This window comes from Shewanella sp. c952 (genome assembly GCF_019654975.1).
GTDB lineage: Bacteria > Pseudomonadota > Gammaproteobacteria > Enterobacterales > Shewanellaceae > Shewanella.
In genome coordinates, this window is record NZ_BPEW01000030.1 from 23,942 (window position 1) to 44,990 (window position 21,049).

Annotated in this window: 18 protein-coding genes; 4 read left to right on the forward strand and 14 right to left on the reverse strand. The window is 43.8% G+C overall.

The features are described 5' to 3' along the window. Positions 1 to 35 precede the first annotated feature (35 nt). From K5R16_RS17100 to rlmD, 11 genes are all read right to left on the reverse strand, one after another. On the reverse strand, positions 36 to 671 hold the full coding sequence (locus K5R16_RS17100; protein ID WP_220738904.1) for a protein-L-isoaspartate(D-aspartate) O-methyltransferase: 636 nt from the start codon (positions 669 to 671) through the stop codon (positions 36 to 38). 76 nt (positions 672 to 747) lie between these two features. Then, positions 748 to 1,497, reverse strand: coding sequence for a 5'/3'-nucleotidase SurE (gene surE / locus K5R16_RS17105; protein ID WP_220738906.1), 750 nt, complete (start codon positions 1,495 to 1,497; stop codon positions 748 to 750). After that, positions 1,497 to 2,561, reverse strand: a complete 1,065-nt coding sequence (gene truD / locus K5R16_RS17110) for a tRNA pseudouridine(13) synthase TruD (protein WP_220738908.1) — start codon at positions 2,559 to 2,561, stop codon at positions 1,497 to 1,499. Before truD ends, surE begins: the two co-directional genes overlap by 1 nt. Positions 2,562 to 2,577: 16 nt before the next feature. Further along, positions 2,578 to 3,057: a 2-C-methyl-D-erythritol 2,4-cyclodiphosphate synthase gene (ispF, locus tag K5R16_RS17115; protein ID WP_220738910.1), complete on the reverse strand. Its 480-nt coding sequence runs from the start codon at positions 3,055 to 3,057 to the stop codon at positions 2,578 to 2,580. 54 nt (positions 3,058 to 3,111) lie between these two features. Further along, complete coding sequence (gene ispD, locus K5R16_RS17120; RefSeq protein ID WP_220738912.1) at positions 3,112 to 3,807, reverse strand: 2-C-methyl-D-erythritol 4-phosphate cytidylyltransferase; 696 nt, start codon at positions 3,805 to 3,807, stop codon at positions 3,112 to 3,114. A gap of 30 nt (positions 3,808 to 3,837) precedes the next feature. Next, positions 3,838 to 4,134, reverse strand: coding sequence for a cell division protein FtsB (gene ftsB / locus K5R16_RS17125; RefSeq protein WP_044555715.1), 297 nt, complete (start codon positions 4,132 to 4,134; stop codon positions 3,838 to 3,840). An 89-nt stretch (positions 4,135 to 4,223) separates the two neighbouring features. Beyond that, a complete protein-coding gene (eno, locus tag K5R16_RS17130; protein WP_220738914.1) occupies positions 4,224 to 5,525 on the reverse strand; it encodes a phosphopyruvate hydratase in 1,302 nt (433 codons plus the stop codon). A 129-nt stretch (positions 5,526 to 5,654) separates the two neighbouring features. Then, positions 5,655 to 7,292, reverse strand: a complete 1,638-nt coding sequence (locus K5R16_RS17135; protein WP_220738916.1) for a CTP synthase — start codon at positions 7,290 to 7,292, stop codon at positions 5,655 to 5,657. 115 nt (positions 7,293 to 7,407) lie between these two features. Next, positions 7,408 to 8,211 (reverse strand): nucleoside triphosphate pyrophosphohydrolase, encoded by an 804-nt coding sequence (gene mazG, locus K5R16_RS17140; RefSeq protein WP_220738918.1) that lies wholly within the window; start codon positions 8,209 to 8,211, stop codon positions 7,408 to 7,410. A 16-nt stretch (positions 8,212 to 8,227) separates the two neighbouring features. Then, positions 8,228 to 10,435, reverse strand: a complete 2,208-nt coding sequence (gene relA, locus K5R16_RS17145) for a GTP diphosphokinase (protein ID WP_220738920.1) — start codon at positions 10,433 to 10,435, stop codon at positions 8,228 to 8,230. Positions 10,436 to 10,573: 138 nt separating this feature from the next. Then, positions 10,574 to 11,911 carry a 23S rRNA (uracil(1939)-C(5))-methyltransferase RlmD gene (gene rlmD / locus K5R16_RS17150; protein WP_220738922.1) on the reverse strand — a complete coding sequence of 446 codons (1,338 nt, stop codon included), beginning with the start codon at positions 11,909 to 11,911 and terminating at the stop codon, positions 10,574 to 10,576. Positions 11,912 to 12,008: 97 nt separating this feature from the next. Between rlmD and barA the strand changes: the two genes are divergently transcribed. Both barA and K5R16_RS17160 read left to right on the forward strand, forming a co-directional pair. Next, entirely contained in the window at positions 12,009 to 14,816 is a 2,808-nt protein-coding gene (gene barA, locus K5R16_RS17155) for a two-component sensor histidine kinase BarA (protein ID WP_220738924.1), read from the forward strand. Beyond that, a complete protein-coding gene (locus K5R16_RS17160; protein WP_220738926.1) occupies positions 14,806 to 15,414 on the forward strand; it encodes a YjaG family protein in 609 nt (202 codons plus the stop codon). Before barA ends, K5R16_RS17160 begins: the two co-directional genes overlap by 11 nt. A 69-nt stretch (positions 15,415 to 15,483) precedes the next feature. Here K5R16_RS17160 and K5R16_RS17165 read toward each other — a convergent pair whose 3' ends face one another. Next, positions 15,484 to 16,389 carry a LysR family transcriptional regulator gene (locus K5R16_RS17165; protein ID WP_220738928.1) on the reverse strand — a complete coding sequence of 302 codons (906 nt, stop codon included), beginning with the start codon at positions 16,387 to 16,389 and terminating at the stop codon, positions 15,484 to 15,486. Between the two features lie 142 nt (positions 16,390 to 16,531). Here K5R16_RS17165 and K5R16_RS17170 point away from each other — a divergent pair, with 142 nt between their 5' ends. Then, on the forward strand, positions 16,532 to 17,488 hold the full coding sequence (locus K5R16_RS17170; RefSeq protein WP_220738930.1) for an AEC family transporter: 957 nt from the start codon (positions 16,532 to 16,534) through the stop codon (positions 17,486 to 17,488). 268 nt (positions 17,489 to 17,756) lie between these two features. Next, on the forward strand, positions 17,757 to 19,418 hold the full coding sequence (gene recN, locus K5R16_RS17175; RefSeq protein ID WP_220738931.1) for a DNA repair protein RecN: 1,662 nt from the start codon (positions 17,757 to 17,759) through the stop codon (positions 19,416 to 19,418). Between the two features lie 84 nt (positions 19,419 to 19,502). Here the strand turns inward: recN and K5R16_RS17180 are convergent, their stop codons facing one another. Both K5R16_RS17180 and thiL read right to left on the reverse strand, forming a co-directional pair. Next, complete coding sequence (locus K5R16_RS17180) at positions 19,503 to 19,997, reverse strand: phosphatidylglycerophosphatase A (RefSeq protein ID WP_220738933.1); 495 nt, start codon at positions 19,995 to 19,997, stop codon at positions 19,503 to 19,505. Then, on the reverse strand, positions 19,997 to 20,956 hold the full coding sequence (gene thiL, locus K5R16_RS17185; protein WP_220738935.1) for a thiamine-phosphate kinase: 960 nt from the start codon (positions 20,954 to 20,956) through the stop codon (positions 19,997 to 19,999). Before thiL ends, K5R16_RS17180 begins: the two co-directional genes overlap by 1 nt. Positions 20,957 to 21,049 lie beyond the last annotated feature (93 nt).

Sequence of the window (21,049 nt, forward strand, 5' to 3'; positions counted from 1 at the left end):
GACGATAACTGAAATATTTCGCAAATTTAAAATGACTAAGCAAGCTCGCCATTAATTAATGGCACAAACCGCACGACTTCTATCGCCTCAGAAACAAATTGAGTGCCTTGACGAGTGACTTTCAGTAATTGCTGTGAAGTTTCACCCACAGGAATAACCAGCACTCCACCGTCGGTTAACTGCTCAACCAATGCAGTCGGTACACTTGCTGCAGCGGCAGTAACCATAATGGCATCATATGGCCCTTTACTTGGCCAACCTTGCCAGCCGTCACCATATTTAAAGGCAATATTGTGTAGATCTAACTTCTTTAAACGCTGCCGTGCTTGTATTTGCAAACTTTTAATACGCTCTACAGTGCATAATTGAGGAACCAACTGCGCTAATATCGCCGCTTGGTAACCAGAACCAGTACCGATCTCTAGCACTTTTTGAGGTTGACATTGCAATATTATTTCGGTCATCCGCGCAACAATGTAAGGCTGCGATATTGTCTGTCCTTGGCCGATAGGCAAAGCAGTATTTTCATAAGCTTTATGTCCCAAAGCCGCATCCAAGAACCGCTCTCTGGGCGTATTGGCTACCGCTTTTAAAACCGGTTCATCACGAATACCAGCTTCATACAAACTTCTTGCTAGGTTTAAAGCCGATGTTGACGCGAGCCGATCCATATATAACAGTTCCAATTTAAATGAGTCATTAAGTTGCAGCACCCAAACCAATTATTGGCGGGGCTAATTGTTGCTATTAAGCTAACGATTCAAGCCATGTCACCATCTCTGGCAGCTGTTCAAATGCCGTTAAATCGACAGTTAAGGGTGTAATAGAAATATAGCCATGCTCTACAGCATAAAAATCAGTGCCTTCGCTGGCATCTTGTTTGTCACCAGGAGGGCCTAACCAGAAGATCTCTTTACCGGCAGGATCTTGTGTTCTTACCATCCCTTCTGCTCGATGTCTGGCACCAAGTCGCGTGATTTTAATGCCTTTAATATCCTCGATAGGCAGATCAGGCACATTTACATTTAAGATTTTGTCTTGTGCGATAGGGCTCTTCTTTAAGCCCTGAACTATCTTCAATGCAAAATGTGCTGCTGTATCATAGTGTTTTAGCTCAGATCCCACTAACGAAATTGCAATTGCTGGAAAGCCTAAAAAGCGCCCTTCCATTGCAGCAGCTACGGTTCCAGAATAGAGAGTATCATCTCCCATATTAGCGCCAGCATTAATACCCGACACCACCATGTCCGGTTCATCTTGATACAGCTCTCTTATCGCCAAGTGAACACAATCAGTAGGCGTACCGCTCACTGATATATAACCATTATCTAACTTATTCAGCCGCAATGGATTCGTCAAGGTCAAAGAGTTACTAGCACCTGAGCAGTTTCTGTCTGGCCCCACCGTTAAAGTTTCCGCTATCAGCGTTAAGGCGTTGGTTAATGCAGCAATGCCTGCTGCATTCACCCCGTCATCGTTACTAATTAAGATTTTCATTAGATTGAAACGTTATCCTGTTGTGCTGCTAGCATCGCTTTTCTTGCGACTTCCTGTACATCTTGGTAGTCAACCAGTTCACGTAATACCGATGTGGCATAAGAGCCTGATGGTAAAGCAAATTTAAGAGTAATGGTATTATCTTCAACTTGATACTGCAAATGTTGCGGTTCAAGTAGCAAAGTCCGACGCTCTTGATTGAGGCCTGCTTGCTCTAATCCATCTCTATCGACAGAAAACTCTGCTAACGCTACTGATTCAAGCTCTGCCGCATCTAATTGTGCCAGAGGCTCTCCTCGCCCCCATAAAGGTGCCGATAGCTGAATGTCCTTCTTGTTTAAACGCTCTACTAATGTTTCATCCCAATGCTCAGCGGTAAAGTAACTCTTACTACCTGCAAGCATCACGCAATCGCCCGCAAGTGTTGCGGCGCCATGAGCCGCTAATCTTGCTGAACTCGCTAAGTTGAACAAGTTAGAGCGCACTGCAGATAGATACATACTGCGCTTTTTTCTATCTTTTACTTTGCGCCCAGTAAACATCTGTCGACCGAAAACAATATTTTTTCCTTCATGGCCGAAGCGCTGCTCTCCAAAGTAATTCGGCACACCTATTTGCGCGATTTTGTCTAGACGAGCGACCACATCTTCAACCTCTGATACATTCCTTAGCACTAAGGTGAAACGATTTCCTGCTAACGCGCCGATCCGCAACTTTTTTCCATGACGAGATGAAGACAACAGCGTGAGTTGATCACTATTTATTTTTTGCCAATCCGGTGTTTCTTTGCCTGGGATCCGCACGCCAAACCACTGTTCAGTTACCGCATTCTTGTCCTTTTGCCCTGCATAAGTCACCTCTTTCGGGTGCACATGAGCAAAACTTGAAAGCATTTTAGCGACCTCAACGGTGTTTAAACCATCTTTTCGAATATGTAGCAGATGATGCTCACCTTCGCCTGTTGGCGCAAACGGTAAGATCTCCTGCACCAAGAAGTCGCTATTCTGGGTACGTAAATCAGCTTTAGCGTTAGGCTTGCCGTATAAGTAGTGAAGTTCGCTCATCTCAATCTTGCTCTCTTTAAATCTTGGTCATCAGTACCACAGCTTCAACTGCAATACCCTCTTTTCTACCGGTAAACCCGAGTTTTTCGGTGGTAGTCGCTTTAACATTAATATCATCGATATCTGATTGCAGATCTGCGGCTAATACCGATCTAATCGCTTCGATATGCGGCGCCATTTTCGGCGCCTGAGCAATAACCGTCACGTCGAGATTGGACAAGCTAAAGCCCATATCTAATGCCAATTGATAGCAATGCTTTAATAACACCCGGCTATCAGCCCCTTTAAATTCAGCATCAGTATCTGGAAAATGCTTGCCGATATCTCCCAACGCCATAGCACCTAATATGGCATCAGAGATAGCATGTAGCACGACATCACCATCTGAATGTGCAATAAGACCCACTTCATAGGGGACTGTCACGCCGCCTAAAATAAGTGGTGGTTCGCCGCCAAATTTATGCACATCAAAGCCATGGCCGATTCTAATTTTCATTTCAATTCCTCGTAACGGTAAAGCTTATACTCAAGCTAATCGTTAGTAGTCAGCCTAGTGGCCTAAGTTTTTAAGAAACAGTGAAGCCAATTGCAGATCATCTGGGTGGGTAACTTTAATATTATCTGCGCGACCGCTAACGATACCGGGCATTACCCCGGCCCATTCCATTGCTGAAGCTTCATCGGTGATTTTAGCTCCTGCAGCGAGTGCTGCCCGAAGATTAAGTTTAAGCTGCTTTGCTTGAAAATATTGTGGGGTTAATGCATGCCACAAGTTGTCACGACAAACAGTCGCGTTGATCTCACCACTGTTTCCAGTACGTTTCATCGTGTCTCGTACTGGGGCAGCTAGTATTGCTCCCTGCGGAAAAGTGTTTGTTGATGCAATCAATTTATCAATATCTAAATGGCTTAAACAAGGGCGCGCTGCATCATGGACCAGAACCCAGCTATTTTCATCAGCCTGTTGCAGTGCAGCTAAAACCGAATCAGCGCGCTCACTGCCGCCTGTGACAGTCTGCAATTTCTTATGTTGCGCTTGTGGCAACAGGTAAAAGTGCTTGTCTTCAGGGTTTAGCGCAACGATAACCTGTGTAATTTGAGGATGATTCAATAAACAATCCAAAGTATGACCAAGTATAGTTTGCTCATTGAGTGCTAGATATTGTTTAGGCACTTCGGCGCCCATTCGGCTACCGATACCCGCCGCTGGCACGATAGCAATAATTTGATTGGTTGATTGACTCATTAGAGGATCTCGCTAGCAGGTGAAAATGTATTAATTATTCTGTTTGGTTAGCCGATCGCCACCAACAACTCGAAAGAAGGTTTCACCCTCTTTAACCATACCTAATTCGTTACGAGCCCGCTCTTCAAGCGCTTCTGTTCCACTACGCAGATCATTTATCTCCTCTCTTAACACCTGGTTTCTTGCCACAAGCTGCGCATTACTTTCTTGTTGTAGCTTTATCTGCTCTTGCAGATGAATAGAGTCAGCAAGACTCTTATCTCCTAACCAAAGGCGATATTGAAGCATGGCAAGTAACACAATAAGGGCAAAGAGAAGGCGTTTCATTATAACAATGATAAGAATTTGGGAATAGTAAACAGATAGTACAACAAAAAAGGCCACCGAGTGGTGGCCTTTTTACACTTTATAGCAAATTATGCTTGGCCTTTAATCTCGCTTAAGCCGTTATAAGGTGCTTTTTCGCCAAGTTGCTCTTCAATACGAAGCAGTTGGTTGTACTTAGCAACACGGTCACTACGGCTTAAAGAACCCGTTTTGATCTGACCTGCAGCGGTACCTACTGCTAAATCAGCAATAGTTGAATCTTCAGTTTCACCTGAGCGGTGAGAGATAACAACAGTGAAGCCAGCATCTTTAGCCATCTTGATAGCAGCTAAAGTTTCAGTCAATGAACCGATTTGGTTGAACTTGATTAAGATTGAGTTAGCGATGTTGTTGTCGATACCGCGCTTCAAAATCTTAGTGTTTGTTACGAATAGATCGTCACCAACTAATTGGATTTTATCACCCATTAGTTTAGTTTGGTGTGCGAAACCATCCCAATCAGACTCATCAAGACCATCTTCAATAGAAACAATCGGGTATTCTTTGGTTAGGTCCTGTAGGAAGAAGTTGAATTCTTCTGAAGTGAACTTCTTACCTTCACCTTTAAGGTCATAGATGTTGGCTTCTTTGTCATAAAACTCAGAGGCTGCACAATCCATCGCTAATGTGATGTCTTTACCTAGCTCGTAACCTGCGTTTGCTACTGCAACTTTAATTGCAGCCAAAGCAGATGCATTTGATGGTAGGTTTGGCGCGAAACCACCTTCATCACCAACAGCTGTAGAGTGACCATCAGCCTTTAGTACTTTAGCTAAGCTGTGGAATACTTCTGCGCCCATACGTAGGCCTTCGCGGAAGTTTGCAGCACCAACAGGTTGAATCATGAACTCTTGGATATCAACAGAGTTATCTGCATGCTCACCACCATTAATGATATTCATCATAGGTAATGGCATAGAGTAAACACCCGGAGTACCATTTAGATCAGCAATATGTGCGTATAAAGGTACACCTTTAAAGGCCGCAGCCGCTTTAGCAGCCGCAAGAGACACAGCTAGAATAGCGTTAGCGCCAAACTTAGCTTTGTTTTCTGTGCCGTCTAAATCAATCATGATTTGATCAAGTTCAGCTTGCGCTGTCGCATCTTTGCCTTTCAGCGCGTCAGCGATAGGACCATTGACAGCTTCAACAGCTTTCAATACGCCTTTGCCTAAATAACGTGCTTTGTCACCATCACGTAGCTCTAGTGCTTCACGGCTACCTGTAGATGCACCAGACGGTGCTGCAGCCATACCCATGAATCCGCCTTCTAAATGAACTTCAGCTTCAACAGTTGGGTTACCGCGAGAATCCATGATTTCGCGACCGATAATGTTAATAATCTTAGCCATAATGCCCTCGATTTAAGTTTGAAAGATAAATTTAAAGTTAAAAGTAAAACGAATTTCTTTATGTCTAAACTCACATCACCAAAAACAAAAAAACCGCTCCCATCAAATGGAAGCGGCCAGTATTTTGGTTTAGCCTAAATCGCGTTTTTGATACGCGGCGGCTGCTGCAATAAACCCTACGAATAATGGCTGACCATCACGAGGTGTCGATGTGAATTCAGGGTGGAATTGACCCGCTACAAACCATGGGTGGTTTGGTAGCTCAATCATTTCAACTAACTGGCGATCTGAAGACAGACCACTAAATATTAAACCTGCTTTTTCAAGACGATCTTTATAGTTGTTGTTCACTTCATAGCGATGGCGATGACGCTCAACACAGCTAATGCCTTTATAGGCTGTCGCGGCTTTAGTGCCCTCTTCAAGGTGACACAGTTGAGCACCTAAGCGCATTGTACCGCCTAAATCTGACTCTTCATGACGCTCTTCAACTTGACCTTCTTCGTTGATCCATTCAGTGATCAAACCAACAACTGGATGCGGTGACTCTTTATTGAATTCCGTTGAATGTGCGCCTTCTAGGCCTGCAACATTACGTGCGAACTCAATAAGAGCAACTTGCATACCTAAACAGATACCAAAGTAAGGAAGGTTATTCTCACGGGCATACTTTGCAGCCATGATCTTACCTTCAACGCCACGCTCTCCAAATCCACCAGGAACCAAGATACCGTCAAGCCCGGCAAGAACTTCTTCACCTTTAGCTTCAACGTTTTGTGAGTCAATATACTTAATGTTTACTGAAACGCGATTAAACAAACCAGCATGTTTTAATGCTTCATTTACTGATTTGTAGGCATCAGGCAGTTCAATGTACTTACCCACCATACCAATGGTAATTTCACCCGTTGGGTTGGCTTCTTGGTAGATAACATTTTCCCACTCGTGCAGATCCGCTTCTTGGCAATCAATACCAAAACGCTTAGTCACAAGTTGGTCAAGACCTTGTGCTTTAAGTAAAGCAGGGATCTTATAGATGCTATCAACATCTTTAAGTGAGATAACCGCGCGCTCTTCTACGTTACAGAAAAGCGAAATTTTCGCTTTTTCATTAGCTGGAATCGCTCGATCACCACGGCAAACTAATACATCAGGAGCAATACCGATTGAACGGAGCTCTTTAACTGAGTGCTGAGTCGGCTTAGTTTTAACTTCACCAGCAGCGCCGAGGAACGGCACTAACGTTAGGTGCATAAATAGTGTTCTTTCGCGACCTAGCTCAACGCCAAGTTGACGAATAGACTCAAGGAAAGGTAGTGATTCAATATCACCTACCGTGCCGCCAATCTCAACGATAGCAACATCGTGGCCTTCGCCACCAGCAAGTACCTTTTCTTTAATTGCGTTAGTAATATGTGGGATAACCTGAATGGTTGCGCCCAAATAGTCGCCACGACGCTCTTTACGTAATACTTCTTCGTAAATACGGCCAGTGGTAAAGTTATTACGACGATTCATCTTGGTACGAATAAAACGCTCGTAGTGACCTAAATCTAGATCAGTTTCAGCGCCGTCTTCTGTCACAAACACTTCACCGTGCTGTGTTGGACTCATGGTACCTGGATCGACGTTAATATATGGATCCAGCTTCATAATGGTTACGTTGAGGCCGCGAGCCTCTAATATTGCAGCCAAAGATGCTGCTGCAATGCCTTTACCTAGTGATGAAACCACGCCACCAGTAACGAAGATATACCTTGTAGTCATGCTGAACCTGAGAAAATGAGTTGGAAATATGTGCTTGTAAGAAAGCACTAGGACGGGGCAATATTATACCAAAGCATCACCGATTCGACAAACTAGAATTAACCTAAAATTCAGTTTATTTACTCTTCTCGCTCTGTTTAACCTTATCCCAGTATGCATCAAGCTCGTCTAATGTATGTTTATCAAAGCCTCTGCCATCTTGCTCAACACACTCTTCGACACCGCGAAAGCGTCTTTCAAACTTTTGATTTGCTTGCCTTAAGGCCTTTTCTGGCTCGACACCTAAATGCCTCGCGAGGTTTACAACAGCAAACAATAAGTCGCCCATTTCATCTTCAACTTTGCTTTGGACAACCTTTTCCTGCTCCACCTCAAATAGCACTTCATCTATCTCTTCGTGGATTTTAGCAACCACTGGAGGCAAATCAGGCCAATCAAATCCTACACGAGCCACTCTTTTTTGAATCTTTATCGAGCGAGAAAGCGACGGTAAGCTCAAGGGAACGTCATCTAACACAGAGTGCAGTTCTCGCTCTGCGCGTTCGGATTCCTTAATTTGTTCCCAGTTGTGTTTAATCTGCTCACTGCTAGTATTTTCCAAACCGGCAAATACATGGGGATGTCGGCGGGTTAACTTGTCGCAAATACGGCTAACGACAGTATCAAAGTCAAACATGCCCTGCTCTTTGCCTAGCTGGCAATAGAACACGACTTGAAACAGCAGATCGCCTAACTCATCAGGCAACTCATCAAGCGCCAAACGCTCAATCGTATCCGCCACTTCATAAGCTTCTTCCAAGGTAAACGGCACGATGGTTTGAAAGGTTTGCGCTTTATCCCAAGCGCAACCAGATTTTGGGTCGCGCAGCTTTTGCATAATGGTCAGCAAAGGCTGCATGTTTCCGGTTTGCACTGTCATAACTTCTGTTCTGCCTTTATACTCTGCGCGCTTCGCTGACACCGTCAACCTGCGACAGCTTGGCAATCACCCGAGATAAGCCATCAAGGTTATACAGTTCGAGTTCAAGCTCAATGGCTGCTGTTTGGGTTTTAACATCTGATGAAGATGTCATCGATAATACGTTAGACTTTTCTGCAGCTAATACTGAGGTCAGGTCTCTTAGTAATCCAGATCTATCACTTGCAATAACCCGTATACGTATTTTGTAGCCACCAGAGTAATTCTCTCCCCAAACCACTTCAACAGAGCGTTCAGGATGAGCACGAATAAGCTCTTTAACCTGATCACAATCGGCGCGGTGCACAGAGATCCCTCGGCCTTTGGTAATAAAGCCAAAGATTTCATCACCCGGCACAGGCTGACAACACTTAGCAATGTGGCTCATAAGATTACCCACACCATTAACCTCTACCTGACCTTTACCTTTTCGAGCAGGCTTGCTCTGGCTCTTTTTAACCAGATCTTCGAGCACTTCTTCATCAGACAGCTCGTTGGTGCGCAGCTTGCTTTGTACGTGGTTAACCACTTGATTAAGACGAACATCACCACCGCCAATACCTGCAAGTAGGTCATCCATACTTACCATATTGAAGCGCTCTACTGCTGATTGAGCATCTTTAATTTTTAAATTAGTCCGCGCAAGTTCGGTTTCTAACATCTCACGTCCAGCGACAATGTTCTTGTCTCTATCTTGCTGTTTGAACCAGTGCTGGATCTTAGAGCGCGCCCGAGATGTTTTGATGTAACCCAAATTAGGGTTTAGCCAGTCTCTTTTCGGGTTAGGATTCTTAGAAGTAATAATCTCAATACGTTGGCCAGTTTCAACTTGATAAGTAAACTGCACAATGCGGCCGTCAACTTTAGCGCCAATACACTTATGCCCGACATGAGAATGGATATAGTAGGCAAAGTCGAGCACAGTGGAACCGAGTGGTAAGTCGACGACTTCGCCGCTTGGGGTAAACACATAGACGCGATCTTCAAACACTTGGCTGCGCACTTCATCAACTAAATTGCCGCTTTCGGCAACATCTTCTTGCCACTGTAGAATCTTACGCAACCAATTTATTTTCTCTTCATAGCCGCTTTGCTTACCACTCGCGCTGCCCTCTTTATACTTCCAGTGCGCAGCGACACCTAGCTCAGCATCTTCATGCATCTGCTCGGTGCGGATTTGAATCTCGACAGTCTTCCCTTCTGGCCCCACAACAATAGTGTGGATCGATTGATAGCCATTAGGTTTAGGATTCGCCACATAGTCGTCAAACTCGCGTGGAATGTGATGCCAAAGCGTATGTACAACACCGAGCGCACCATAGCAATCTTGCAGCCTATCAGTAACGATTCTCACCGCTCTCACATCAAACAGCTCATCAAACTTAAGCTGCTTACCGTTCATCTTTTTCCAGATACTGTAGATATGTTTTGGTCGGCCATAAACTTTGGCGCGAATTTGGTCTTTATCTAACCGTGCTTGTAGTTGGCTGACAAAGTCATCGATAAAGGTTTCTCTATCAATTCGCTTCCCATCAAGCTGCTTGGCAATATCTTTATAGGTTTGTGGATGCAGGTAGCGAAAAGAGATATCTTCAAGCTCCCATTTTAACTGTCCAATACCTAAGCGATTTGCCAGCGGCGCATAAACATCGGCAATCTCTCTGGCGATGAGTACTTTGACCTCTTCATCGGCGTTTTTTATCTCACGCAGTAAACAAATACGTTCGGCAAGTTTAATGACCACGGCGCGTACATCTTCAACCATCGCCAATAGCATTTTACGGATATTGTCGATTTGGGGTTCGCCGTTGCGAGTTTGGTTATCTACCTTCAATGCGCCAATCGCATTCATGGTTTGGACACTGGAAACTAAAATCTCTAATTTTGCACCGAAGCGCTCTTGGATCTCCTCTTCAGAGATCAAGTCGGCATCAAAAACGACAAACAGAATTGCCGCTTGCAGGGTTTCAATGTCCATATTGAGCGGAGCAAGGATCTCTATCATCTCTCGGGCACGTTCGAGCACTGGCGCTTTGGTCTCTTTGTCTTGACCAACTAACAGCTCCACCTGCTCAATCAACTCCAAAAGAGTGTTGGCTTCGTTGGAATCACTTATATAACGTTTCACCCACTCTTCGAGTTGAAAGTCTGGGTCGCTAAAATGTGCTTCACGAACTGATACCATTATCTGTTATTCCTTTAAAATCCTAAGGCTGATTAACTTAAAACGGCTAATCTAATCCTTTTAAAATTAAGACTCTCTATCTTCAGCATTCAGCGTTTATTGTCAATGAACAAACGCTGACTATCGTAACTAAAAGTGTCATTTACCAAGTTCGAATAGCGCCATCGATTCCAAATGGTGTGTTTGTGGAAACATATCCACCATCGCAATTTTTTTCAGTGTGTAACCTTGCTTTAAAATCACTTCACTGTCGCGGGCCAAGCTGGCTGGATTACAACTGACATAGACTAACGCCTTAGGCTTAAGTTTATTGAGCGACAGCATGCTCTCATAAGCGCCAGCTCTCGCAGGATCAATCAGCATCTTATCGACTTTTCCTAACCATGGCTGTTGTGACAGATCAGCACTTAGGTCTGCATGGTAAAAAGAAACTTTATCTAACGCTGCATTTTTAGCGTTAATCGTTGCCTGTTCAACCATTGCAGGCACACCTTCAACACCAATAACTTCTGCACCATCTTTAGCTAACGGCAAACTGAAATTACCGATACCACAAAAAAGATCCAGCACTCGTTCGCCAGCTTGCGGCGCTAACCAATCCACCGCTTGTTTAACCATAGCTTGGTTGACTGAAGCATTGACCTGAATAAAATTACCCGCTGAGAATTTAAGCTCCGCATCGCAATCATTAAAACCATAAAACGGCTGCAGTCCGTGGCCACTTAAATGCTCGGTGTTGGCATCGTCATCTTGTAGCAGTAAATTTAATGATTGAGACTCACCGAACTCAGCTAAACGCTGACGGTCTTTATCCGATAACGCTTTAGTGACTCGCAGCACCACAAAAATACCGTTATCAGCCAGCGTGAGTTCAACATGGCCGAGCGCCTTTTTACCACTTAATTGATTGAGTAAAAAAGCCAGTTGAGGGATTAATGCAGACAGAGGTTTAGCCAACACAGCACAAGATTGGATCTCAACCACATCACTGCTGCTGCTCGCGCGGAAACCTAAACTGATATGCTTAGTTTTTTTATCAAACCAGGTCGCTAAACGAGCGCGCCTGCGGTAATGCCACGGCGAATCACTTAAGGTTTCACAGACTTGACTTGCCGTTGTTTGGGCAAACTTAGCGACTAACTCTTGCAGTGCTTTCGCTTTATGTGCTCGTTGTGATTCAACATTAAGGTGTTGAAGATCACAGCCACCGCACTTTTCATAATGAACACATAAGGGGGCAACACGTTCACTCGACGCAGTTTCGACTTTTAATAGCTTAGCTCTGGAAAACTTCTTCTTCTGCTCAGTCAGTTGTACCTGCACGGTTTCGCCTGGCAATGCACCATTGATAAAAACAATCTTGCCTTGATGGTGAGCGATACCTGCGCCAAGATGATCTAACTGAGTAACATTCAAAGATAACTTTGACGATAATTGTTTAGATCTATTTGGTTTTGCTTTAAAAAATTGTGCCATTTTACTCTCTAAATAGATAAAAAAACTGGCCAACACAGGCTGTTACTGGCAGTCTATCGAATACTCACACTATATTTATCGGTAACGCAATCATCTCATGAATGAAGCCAACAATATGACCAAATACAGCCTACGTTCATGGGTTCTGGTATTGGCGTTAGCTCCAACTATTTTAGTGGGTATTTTATTGGGCAGCTATTTTACCATAAATAGATTCTATGAACTTGAAGAAACGCTCATCGATCAAGCGAGTAATATTATCGAACCGCTGGCGATTGCAGCAGAGGTTGGTTTAGACAGTAAAGATTTTGAAACCACCAAGCGATTAATCACTGCCGCTCAGCTCAATAAAGCTTCTTTAGTGCAATTCATTGCCATTTTTGACGTCAACAACCGCGTCGTTGTCACCTCACATCATTACAAAAATCATGAAGTCATGAGATATGACAAGCCATTAAGCTCGATGCTAAGAACCGAACTTGAACAAGTTGGCGATAGTATGATTTTACGCAGCCCTATTTTTAATAATAGTGCCATCAAGCCTATCGATACCTTTGATGAGAACAACCAGCGCATTGAGCCTGAAGTCATAAAATTGGGCTACATATCTATATTGATCAATAAAGAGAATGCCCTACTAGAGCAACATCGTGCTGCGGTTGCGGCATTTATTATTGTGTTAATCGGGGTTCAACTAAACCTCTTCTTTACTTTTCGTTTGGTTAAAAACGTTACCCAACCTATTACGGAGATGGTACGAGTTGTCGCCAAAATTCGAGAAGGCAAACTTGATACTCGGCTAACGGGTAATTTGATTGGTGAACTTGACCTCCTCAAGCGTGGTATTAATGCCATGGCGGGTTCGTTGTCTGAATATCACGACGAAATGCAGCAAAATATTGACCAAGCCACATCCGATCTGCGTGAGACATTAGAGCAGATTGAAATTCAAAACGTCGAGCTTGATATGGCAAAGAAACGAGCCTTAGAAGCCAGCCGGATTAAATCTGAATTTCTTGCCAATATGTCGCATGAGTTACGTACCCCACTTAATGGAGTGATAGGGTTCGCTAAACAGCTGTTGAAAACGCCACTGCACTCTAGTCAGCAAGACTACATTCGTACGATCGAGCGCAGTGCGACGAACCTTTTGAGTATCATTAACGATATCTTGGACTTCTCTAAACTCGAAGCCGGTAAAATGGTATTAGAGAATATGCCATTCTCACTTCGGGAGGTCATCGAAGAAACGGTGACGATGCTCTCGAGTAGTGCCAGAGAAAAAGAGATCGATCTAGTGATAGATGTCGACCCGCGCATTCCAGAGGATGTCACTGGCGATGCTATGCGTTTTAGCCAAGTGATTACTAATTTAGTTGGCAATGCGGTCAAGTTTACTGACAGTGGTAGCGTACAGCTAAAAATGCAACTAGAAGAGATAGCTGACGGCAAGGTGCATGTTCGCACAGAGATTATTGATACAGGTATAGGCATCGAAGCGGAAAAACTCGCATCTTTGTTCCAAGCTTTTGGCCAAGCAGACTCTTCTATCTCACGGCGCTTTGGTGGAACAGGCTTAGGACTGGTGATCACCAAGCGTTTAGTTAATCGAATGGGCGGCCAAATTGGCTGTAACTCAGAGCCGCAGCAAGGCTCGACCTTCTGGTTCTCTTTACCGTTAAATTTAAGCCAATACCCTATTAGCGATACTTTACCCCTAGGTACGTTGAAAAATAAAAGTATTCTGGTATTCGAACCAAATCCGTTATCACATCACGCTATTGAACGAATGCTTGTACGTTGGGGGTTAAGAGTCACCAAAGCTGCCACCAGCAAACAACTAGAATTTATAGTCACTCAATCGAGCCACTTATTCGATTATGGCCTGTTTAGCTGTAAAGGCTTAGCAGCTTCAGGTAACGCAGCGGAATTACTCAAGGTAACTAAGCCTAAGATTAACTATTTAATGTTGATCACCAATTGTGTCGAAAGCGAAGACGTATTCTCTCAATTTCGCCCCTACATCGATAAGCAACTCACTATGCCCATTGGTGAAAAAAGGCTATCGAGTAGCTTAATTGATCCGCAATCAACGCTAGAAGCTGAAGCTTTGCCACTGCCGATGCCATTTGCTATTCCCGCGGCAAAAGAGAACTTGACCGTACTGGCTGTTGACGATAATCCTGCCAATTTGAAGTTAATTGACACCCTGCTCAAGGAACTGGTAACTCAAGTTCATATAGCTGACAACGGTGATGCGGCCGTACAACTGGCAAAGCAGCGTAGCTTCGATCTTATCTTTATGGATATACAGATGCCGGGTACCGACGGTATTAGTGCCACTAAACAGATAAGACAAAACTCGGCCAACCGTAACACACCAATCATTGCGGTGACCGCACATGCTATTGCCGAAGAGCGCGAACGCATATCATCTAGCGGAATGGACGGCTACCTACCGAAGCCTATTGATGAAACAGCACTTAAAGATGTTATCCACAAATGGAAAAACAAACCTAAGTTTACTCACTTTGACCAGCGTACCCTTAACTGGGAACTATGTTTGACGCAGGCGAATAATAAGCCAGACTTAGCACTCGATATGTTGAAGATGCTATTAAAGTCGTTGCCAGAGTCTGTTGAACATATAAATAGTGCACTGGCGAGCTTCGATCAACAAGGCATGTTGACCTGTATACATAAGTTGCACGGTGCAAGTTGTTATTGCGGCGTGCCGACGACACAACAGCTATGCCAAGAGATTGAGTCAGGATTAAAGAAAGGCATTGCTGTAGAAGACGTAGAACCTGAAATCCTTGAGTTACTTGATGAGTTAACTAAGGTAGAATCAGCGGCTAATCAAGTGATCACCCAGCTATCAGTGGATGTAAAAGATGACAAATAAGACGGGCTTTTTTCAACGCCTTAAAGGGCTAACGCTAGCGCAAAAGAAACTTTTTGCTATTGCACTCTGTCAACGTATGCTGCCCAATTATCAGCTTTTTTCTGAAGTGTGTGAATTTGGCAACCCCAAAGTACTCGATACACTGCTTAATCTACTTTGGCAGTCTATGTATGACAATAAGCTTAAGCTGAACATTGAGCTACAAATGGAACGTATTGAAGAGAATACACCAGAGCCCGCTGACTTTGACGTATATGGCGTCTACCCTGCAATGGATGCTGCTGTCGCGTTGACCTCTTTGCTAAGTGCATTAGAGAGCAAGGTAGAGGAAGATATTACTAATATCAGTAAGCTTTCATCAGCCACTGTTGCTAACTATATTGAAGCGACCTGCGAGCAAGAGTTTGATAAAGAATCTGAATTAGATGACTATATTTTCAACCATGAAGTGATGGTTGAAGAAAAAGAGATGCAAGCAATTCTTCTACAAGCAATTGAAGAAAACCCTCATCTTAAAGCTGATTTTGTCAAAGAGTTACGCCGCGAAATTGTCGCCGTCGGCATTTCAAATATCGGCATTAGCCACACAGAAGCGTAAACAAAAGACAATACTAAAAAGCCGTTCACTGAACGGCTTTTTTATTGCTCGTAGTTATTGTTAATCAGGCTATTTACTTTCCATTGAGAACAGCTGCTCCGCTTTCGAATGCATAAACTCAATAAACAGCTTTACCTTTAACGGCTGATGACTACGCTGATGATATAAGATCGAAATCCGTCTTTTTTCTCCAATCCACTCTGGCAATAAGCTCTGTAACTGACCAGAGTTGAGCTCATTTTTTACAAAAAGCGCAGGACCATACAGTATTCCCCCATTATCCACAGCCGCTCTGACTGCACCATTAAGCTCACTCAATGTTAACTTAGCGGGTCCATCATAGTAAAAGTTCTCTCCTGATGGGTGCTTAAGCGTCCAGTTAAAAAGAGGCCATACTTTGATTAATGCATGATTATCCAGTTCGCTAGGGTGAGTAAAAGGAGCGGCACTTGCAATATAATCAGGCGATGCGAATAAACCGTAGTTAAGCACGCCAAGAGAGCTTGAGATCCAAGATGAATCGGGCTGAGTACCACCAACGATGGCAACATCAACACCTTCATCAATCAAATCAATCACGTTATTGTTTTGCACAATATGCAACTGAATATCAGGGTACTTCTCACAAAACTCATTAATAGCATGTATGAATATCATCGAGATAATTGACACTGGCGCTGCAATCCGAAGGGTGCCTTCAGGCGTATCGATCGCTGCGCCACGAATGCTATCAAACTGAGACACAATAGCCTGATACTGCTGGAACAGTGCTATTCCCTCCTCGGTCAAGCGTAGCTTACGCGTATTACGCATTAAAAGTTGTTTATCGAGCAGAGTTTCCAATTTTGTCAGTTTACGGCTCACCGTTGCAATTGGCATCTCAAGCTCTTTCGCTGCTTGGGAAAAGCTTCCTGCATTAACTAAGTGAACAAATTGGTAGATCAGCTGTAGTTCCAATCCTAAATTGCTATTCATCGATAAAACCCTAGCGTTTAAAACATAAAGTGACGAGCGGCTACGACCTAAGGTCAATAGTATACCAAAGTGCAACTATGATAATGTTCTAGCTCAATGTTAGCCGTAATTAACGCATATTATCCCCAAGTGAAGAGAAAGCATGCCAGCAGTATTGACGCCGCTCCTCGCCGTATTTGGCATTATGTTGATAGGAACTTTGGTACAAAAAACAAAGTTATTACCCTTGGAGACAGACCAAGTATTAAACCAATATGTTTATTATATTGCGTTTCCGGCCATCATGCTTATCACGCTTGCGCAAACCCCTATCAACGACATACTCCACTGGGGATATATTGCAGGGTTTAGCGTTGCGATGCTAATTAGCTACGTCATAACATTTGCCGTCTCATTGCTTGCAAGCCCTACTCAAAAAGCCGTCGCGACCATGCGAGCGCTTAATGCCACCTTTGGCAACACCGCTTTCATCGGTATGCCACTCATGGCAATACTATTTCCTGGTAATCAAGTTGCGTTGGCCGCAGCAGCGATTGCCAGCCTATTGTCGGTGTTAATTTTTGCCCTTGCTTTGGTGTCTTTAGAAGTCTTAGGCAGCAACAATCAGACTTCGGCATTAAAAATCGTTACTCTCGCCTTAATTAGAAACCCCATTGTCGTCGGCAGCGTTATCGGGATAAGCCTATCTGCAATGACTGTGACCTTGCCGGATAGTCTGGCGCTTATGATTAAGCAACTCGGTATGACATCAAGTCCCTGTGCACTATTTGCTATAGGTATGGTATTAGCCAAATCTGCACAACATCAAACATCAAAGCAGCTTATTAATTATCAACAGTTGATTGATATCAGCGCAGTAAACATGGTTAAGTTGTTCATACAGCCTTGTATCACTTTCCTGCTGATGACCAGCTTAAAGGTAGACTCACAGTTAATTTCGATGGGCGTTATGCTTGCGGCGCTGCCGACGGCTGCAAGTGTTTACTTACTCGCCCAGCGTTATAACACTCTAGTGATAACCAGTGCTCAAGGAATACTATTTGGCACGCTTGTGACCTTCATAAGTTTGCCGTTATTAGAAGCATTGTTGCTCGGCTAAAGTTAACTAACACCGATTTTTCGATGCTACTACAACAGCAACTAAGTACAGTGTCATCGACTAGATTAACTATGAGCTATAATCTGGCTATATATTTTCACTATGGCTTGGATACTATTTAATGGCACAACACCCTGAAAAGATTAAATATTAATATTCAATCAATCGTAAAAAGTTAAACATTGATTGATTTAGCAACAAATAGTTTACTGTATAGAAAAACAGTATATACTGTTTATAAATACAGTGTTTTGGATAGGACATCACTATGCTTTGCCAACTCAGCATTAACAATTTTGCTATTGTGCGTTTTTTAGAACTCGATTTTAAAGCCGGAATGACCAGTATTACCGGTGAAACTGGTGCGGGTAAATCTATTGCGATTGATGCATTAGGCCTATGTCTGGGCAATCGAGCTGACGCCAATACTATTAGGCCCGGTGCCACAAAAGCTGAGGTTAGTGCTCGCTTCTCCCTATCTGATATTCCTCTGGCTAAACGCTGGTTAGAGGACCATGATCTCGAACTAGACAATGAGTGCATCTTAAGGCGTACGATTAATAGTGATGGACGCTCTCGCGCATACATTAATGGTAATCCAGTACCACTAGCCCAAATTAAATCTCTAGGCCAACTGCTTATCGGGATCCATGGCCAACATGCTCACCATGCAATGCTTAAAAGTGAGCACCAGCTTACATTGCTCGATAGCTATGCCAACCATAAAATGCTGCTCGATTCGGTTTCAGCAAGTTATCACCGCTGTAAAACGATAGAGAAAGAGCTGCAGCAGCTAGAGCTTGCTCAACACGAAAGATTGGCGCGTAAGCAATTACTGCAATATCAGGTGGAAGAGCTTAACGAGTTTGCCATTAGCGAAGGTGAATTTGAGACCATTGAAGCCGAACATAAAAAGCTTGCCAACAGCACTGCACTCATAGAGCTGTGCCGCAGTCAGTTACAGATATTGCAAGAAAATGATCAAGGCAGTGTAGAGTCTCTGCTCAATACTTCTATCAGCCAGGGCCAAGATTTAGAGAGCTATGATGCTGAACTCGGCAGTGTCGTTGCCATGCTAAATGAAGCGCTGATCCAAGTGCAAGAATCCAGTAGCGAACTTGAACGTTATTTAGATGGCTTAGAGTTAGATCCTGAATACTTTGAGCAGTTAGAGTTGCGCATATCTAAGGCGTTGCAATTAGCACGCAAGCACCATGTCAACGCCGCGGAACTATATGCTCATCATCAGGCTCTATTAACAGAGCTTAATGACTTAGATTCCGATGAAGATAAGCTTGATGAGATCCGTAATCAACTCGGTAATAGCCAGCAAGCCTACTTAAACCACGCAAGAAAACTAAGCCAAAGCCGCAATCGTTACGCTAAAGAGCTAGATAAAAAGGTCACCCAATCAATACATGAACTGAGTATGCCCAAAGGAAAGTTCAGTATTGCGGTCAACTTTAATGAAAGCGTTATTAGCCCACACGGCTGTGATGGAATAGAGTTTTTAGTCACCACCAATCCCGGACAACCTTTACAACCAATAGCAAAAGTTGCCTCTGGTGGTGAACTGTCTCGTATAGGGCTTGGAATTCAAGTGATAACCGCTAAGAAAGTAGCGACACCGACACTAATTTTTGATGAAGTTGATGTAGGGATCTCAGGTCCAACAGCGGCAGTTGTCGGCCGAATGTTGCGTAGTCTAGGCGAGTCCACACAAGTATTTTGTGTCACCCATTTACCGCAGGTTGCTGGTAACGGTCATCAACATATGTTTGTAAACAAAAGCAGCAAAGCGGGGAAGACAGAAACCTCAATGGTGCAGTTAGATAAAGAGCAACGCGTTGAAGAACTGGCGCGCTTATTAGGCGGCGATACCATAACTAGCAACACCTTGGCTAACGCTAAAGAGCTACTGCTAAGCTAAATGCCATTGGACTAAGTGCCATTGGAAAGTTTAGGGCATTAAAAAAGGAGCTAATAAGCTCCTTTTTTAATGCCCTAAACTTGATTAAATCAAGTAGTAAGCGGCCACTTGCAAACAGATAAGCGAGAATATACCCGCTAGTACGTCATCAATCATAATACCGAAACCACCATGTACTTTAGCGTCAAGCCAACGGATTGGCCAAGGTTTCAAAATATCGAAAAAGCGGAACAATACAAAACCGGCTAACAACCATTGCCAGCCAGCTGGGGCTGCAATCATGGTAATGAGTAAACCTGCTATTTCATCCCATACAATCGCGCCATGATCATGAACGCCCATGTCTTTAGCGGCTTTATCACAGATATAAAAGCCAATTAACACACTAAATAACGTAAGCCCTATGTACCAAGGTAGGCTTAATGGTGCCATAAGTAAAAAGACAGGGATCGCGGCGATGGTGCCAAACGTGCCAGGCGCTTTTGCTGCTAAACCGGAGCCAAAGCCCAATGCTAAAAAGTGGATTGGGTTCTTAAGGGAAAGCTTAGCCACTGCTTTATCTTTTGAGAGTAAATCCATCAATTAAAGTGCTCAAATCCAAGGTTAATAGGTTCGAATGGCTGGTTATCTAACAGCAAATTCAGCTTACCACCAGTACATACTTGGCCAATTTGAGTAAACTTAACGCCCGTTTCAGCCAATGCAATTTCTAATGCGCCCTTTTGCGCCTCAGAAACAGTAAAGAGTAGTTCATAATCTTCACCGCCGGTTAAAGCGTAACTCAATGCCATCTCTTCAGTGACATTGGCTTTCAACTCTTTAGATAAAGGCAATTTATCGACGTTGACCATAGCACCAATATTAGAAGCTTTTAGTACATGCTGTATATCAGAGACTAAACCATCAGAGATATCGATAGCGCTTGAAGCTAAGGTTCGTAGTGCTTGTCCCGCTAACACCCTTGGCGTCGGTCGGTAATGGCGATTGACAAGGTACGCTCTATCAGCCTCATTACACTGTGCTTTGTCCCGCAGCAGATCCAAGCCTAATGCTGAATCGCCTAGAGTACCCGTAACATAGATCCAGTCACCATTTTTTGCACCACTGCGTGTCAGACCGGTGTGCTTAGGTACTTGGCCATTGATCGTAATGGTGATTGAGCGAGGCCCGCGAGTCGTATCACCGCCCACTAACGCAACACCGTAATACTCAGCAATTTCAAACATACCAGAACTGAAATCCGCCAGCCAACTTTCGTCAACCTCAGGTAGAGTAAGCGCCAATGTCATCCAAGCAGGTTCCGCTCCCATAGAAGCAAGGTCAGACAAGTTAACCGCCAGAGATTTGTATCCCAGTGCATCAGCAGGCATATCTGGGAAAAAGTGCACGTTTTCTACTAGCGTGTCACAAGATATCGCTACAGACTTATTAACAGCAGGCTCAACAATAGCGCAGTCATCGCCGATGCCGACTGCCACGTCTTTTCGAGACTGGGCACGCCCAGTAAAAAAGCTTTCGATTAATTGAAATTCTTTCACAATACCAATCACAATATAAAAGTGGGCGGATAAAAAGAGAACCAAATAGTCATCGGGGATCGCAACTATTCCAATAGCGGTAACCTAGTGGTG

Bases quoted from the DNA above. Each gene is read 5' to 3' on its own strand.
- K5R16_RS17100 (WP_220738904.1), bottom strand. From the start codon at position 671: ATGGATCGGCTCGCGTCAACATCGGCTTTAAACCTAGCAAGAAGTTTG.
- surE (WP_220738906.1), bottom strand. From the start codon at position 1,497: ATGAAAATCTTAATTAGTAACGATGACGGGGTGAATGCAGCAGGCATT.
- truD (WP_220738908.1), bottom strand. From the start codon at position 2,561: ATGAGCGAACTTCACTACTTATACGGCAAGCCTAACGCTAAAGCTGAT.
- ispF (WP_220738910.1), bottom strand. From the start codon at position 3,057: ATGAAAATTAGAATCGGCCATGGCTTTGATGTGCATAAATTTGGCGGC.
- ispD (WP_220738912.1), bottom strand. From the start codon at position 3,807: ATGAGTCAATCAACCAATCAAATTATTGCTATCGTGCCAGCGGCGGGT.
- ftsB (WP_044555715.1), bottom strand. From the start codon at position 4,134: ATGAAACGCCTTCTCTTTGCCCTTATTGTGTTACTTGCCATGCTTCAA.
- eno (WP_220738914.1), bottom strand. From the start codon at position 5,525: ATGGCTAAGATTATTAACATTATCGGTCGCGAAATCATGGATTCTCGC.
- K5R16_RS17135 (WP_220738916.1), bottom strand. From the start codon at position 7,292: ATGACTACAAGGTATATCTTCGTTACTGGTGGCGTGGTTTCATCACTA.
- mazG (WP_220738918.1), bottom strand. From the start codon at position 8,211: ATGACAGTGCAAACCGGAAACATGCAGCCTTTGCTGACCATTATGCAA.
- relA (WP_220738920.1), bottom strand. From the start codon at position 10,435: ATGGTATCAGTTCGTGAAGCACATTTTAGCGACCCAGACTTTCAACTC.
- rlmD (WP_220738922.1), bottom strand. From the start codon at position 11,911: ATGGCACAATTTTTTAAAGCAAAACCAAATAGATCTAAACAATTATCG.
- barA (WP_220738924.1), top strand. From the start codon at position 12,009: ATGAATGAAGCCAACAATATGACCAAATACAGCCTACGTTCATGGGTT.
- K5R16_RS17160 (WP_220738926.1), top strand. From the start codon at position 14,806: ATGACAAATAAGACGGGCTTTTTTCAACGCCTTAAAGGGCTAACGCTA.
- K5R16_RS17165 (WP_220738928.1), bottom strand. From the start codon at position 16,389: ATGAATAGCAATTTAGGATTGGAACTACAGCTGATCTACCAATTTGTT.
- K5R16_RS17170 (WP_220738930.1), top strand. From the start codon at position 16,532: ATGCCAGCAGTATTGACGCCGCTCCTCGCCGTATTTGGCATTATGTTG.
- recN (WP_220738931.1), top strand. From the start codon at position 17,757: ATGCTTTGCCAACTCAGCATTAACAATTTTGCTATTGTGCGTTTTTTA.
- K5R16_RS17180 (WP_220738933.1), bottom strand. From the start codon at position 19,997: ATGGATTTACTCTCAAAAGATAAAGCAGTGGCTAAGCTTTCCCTTAAG.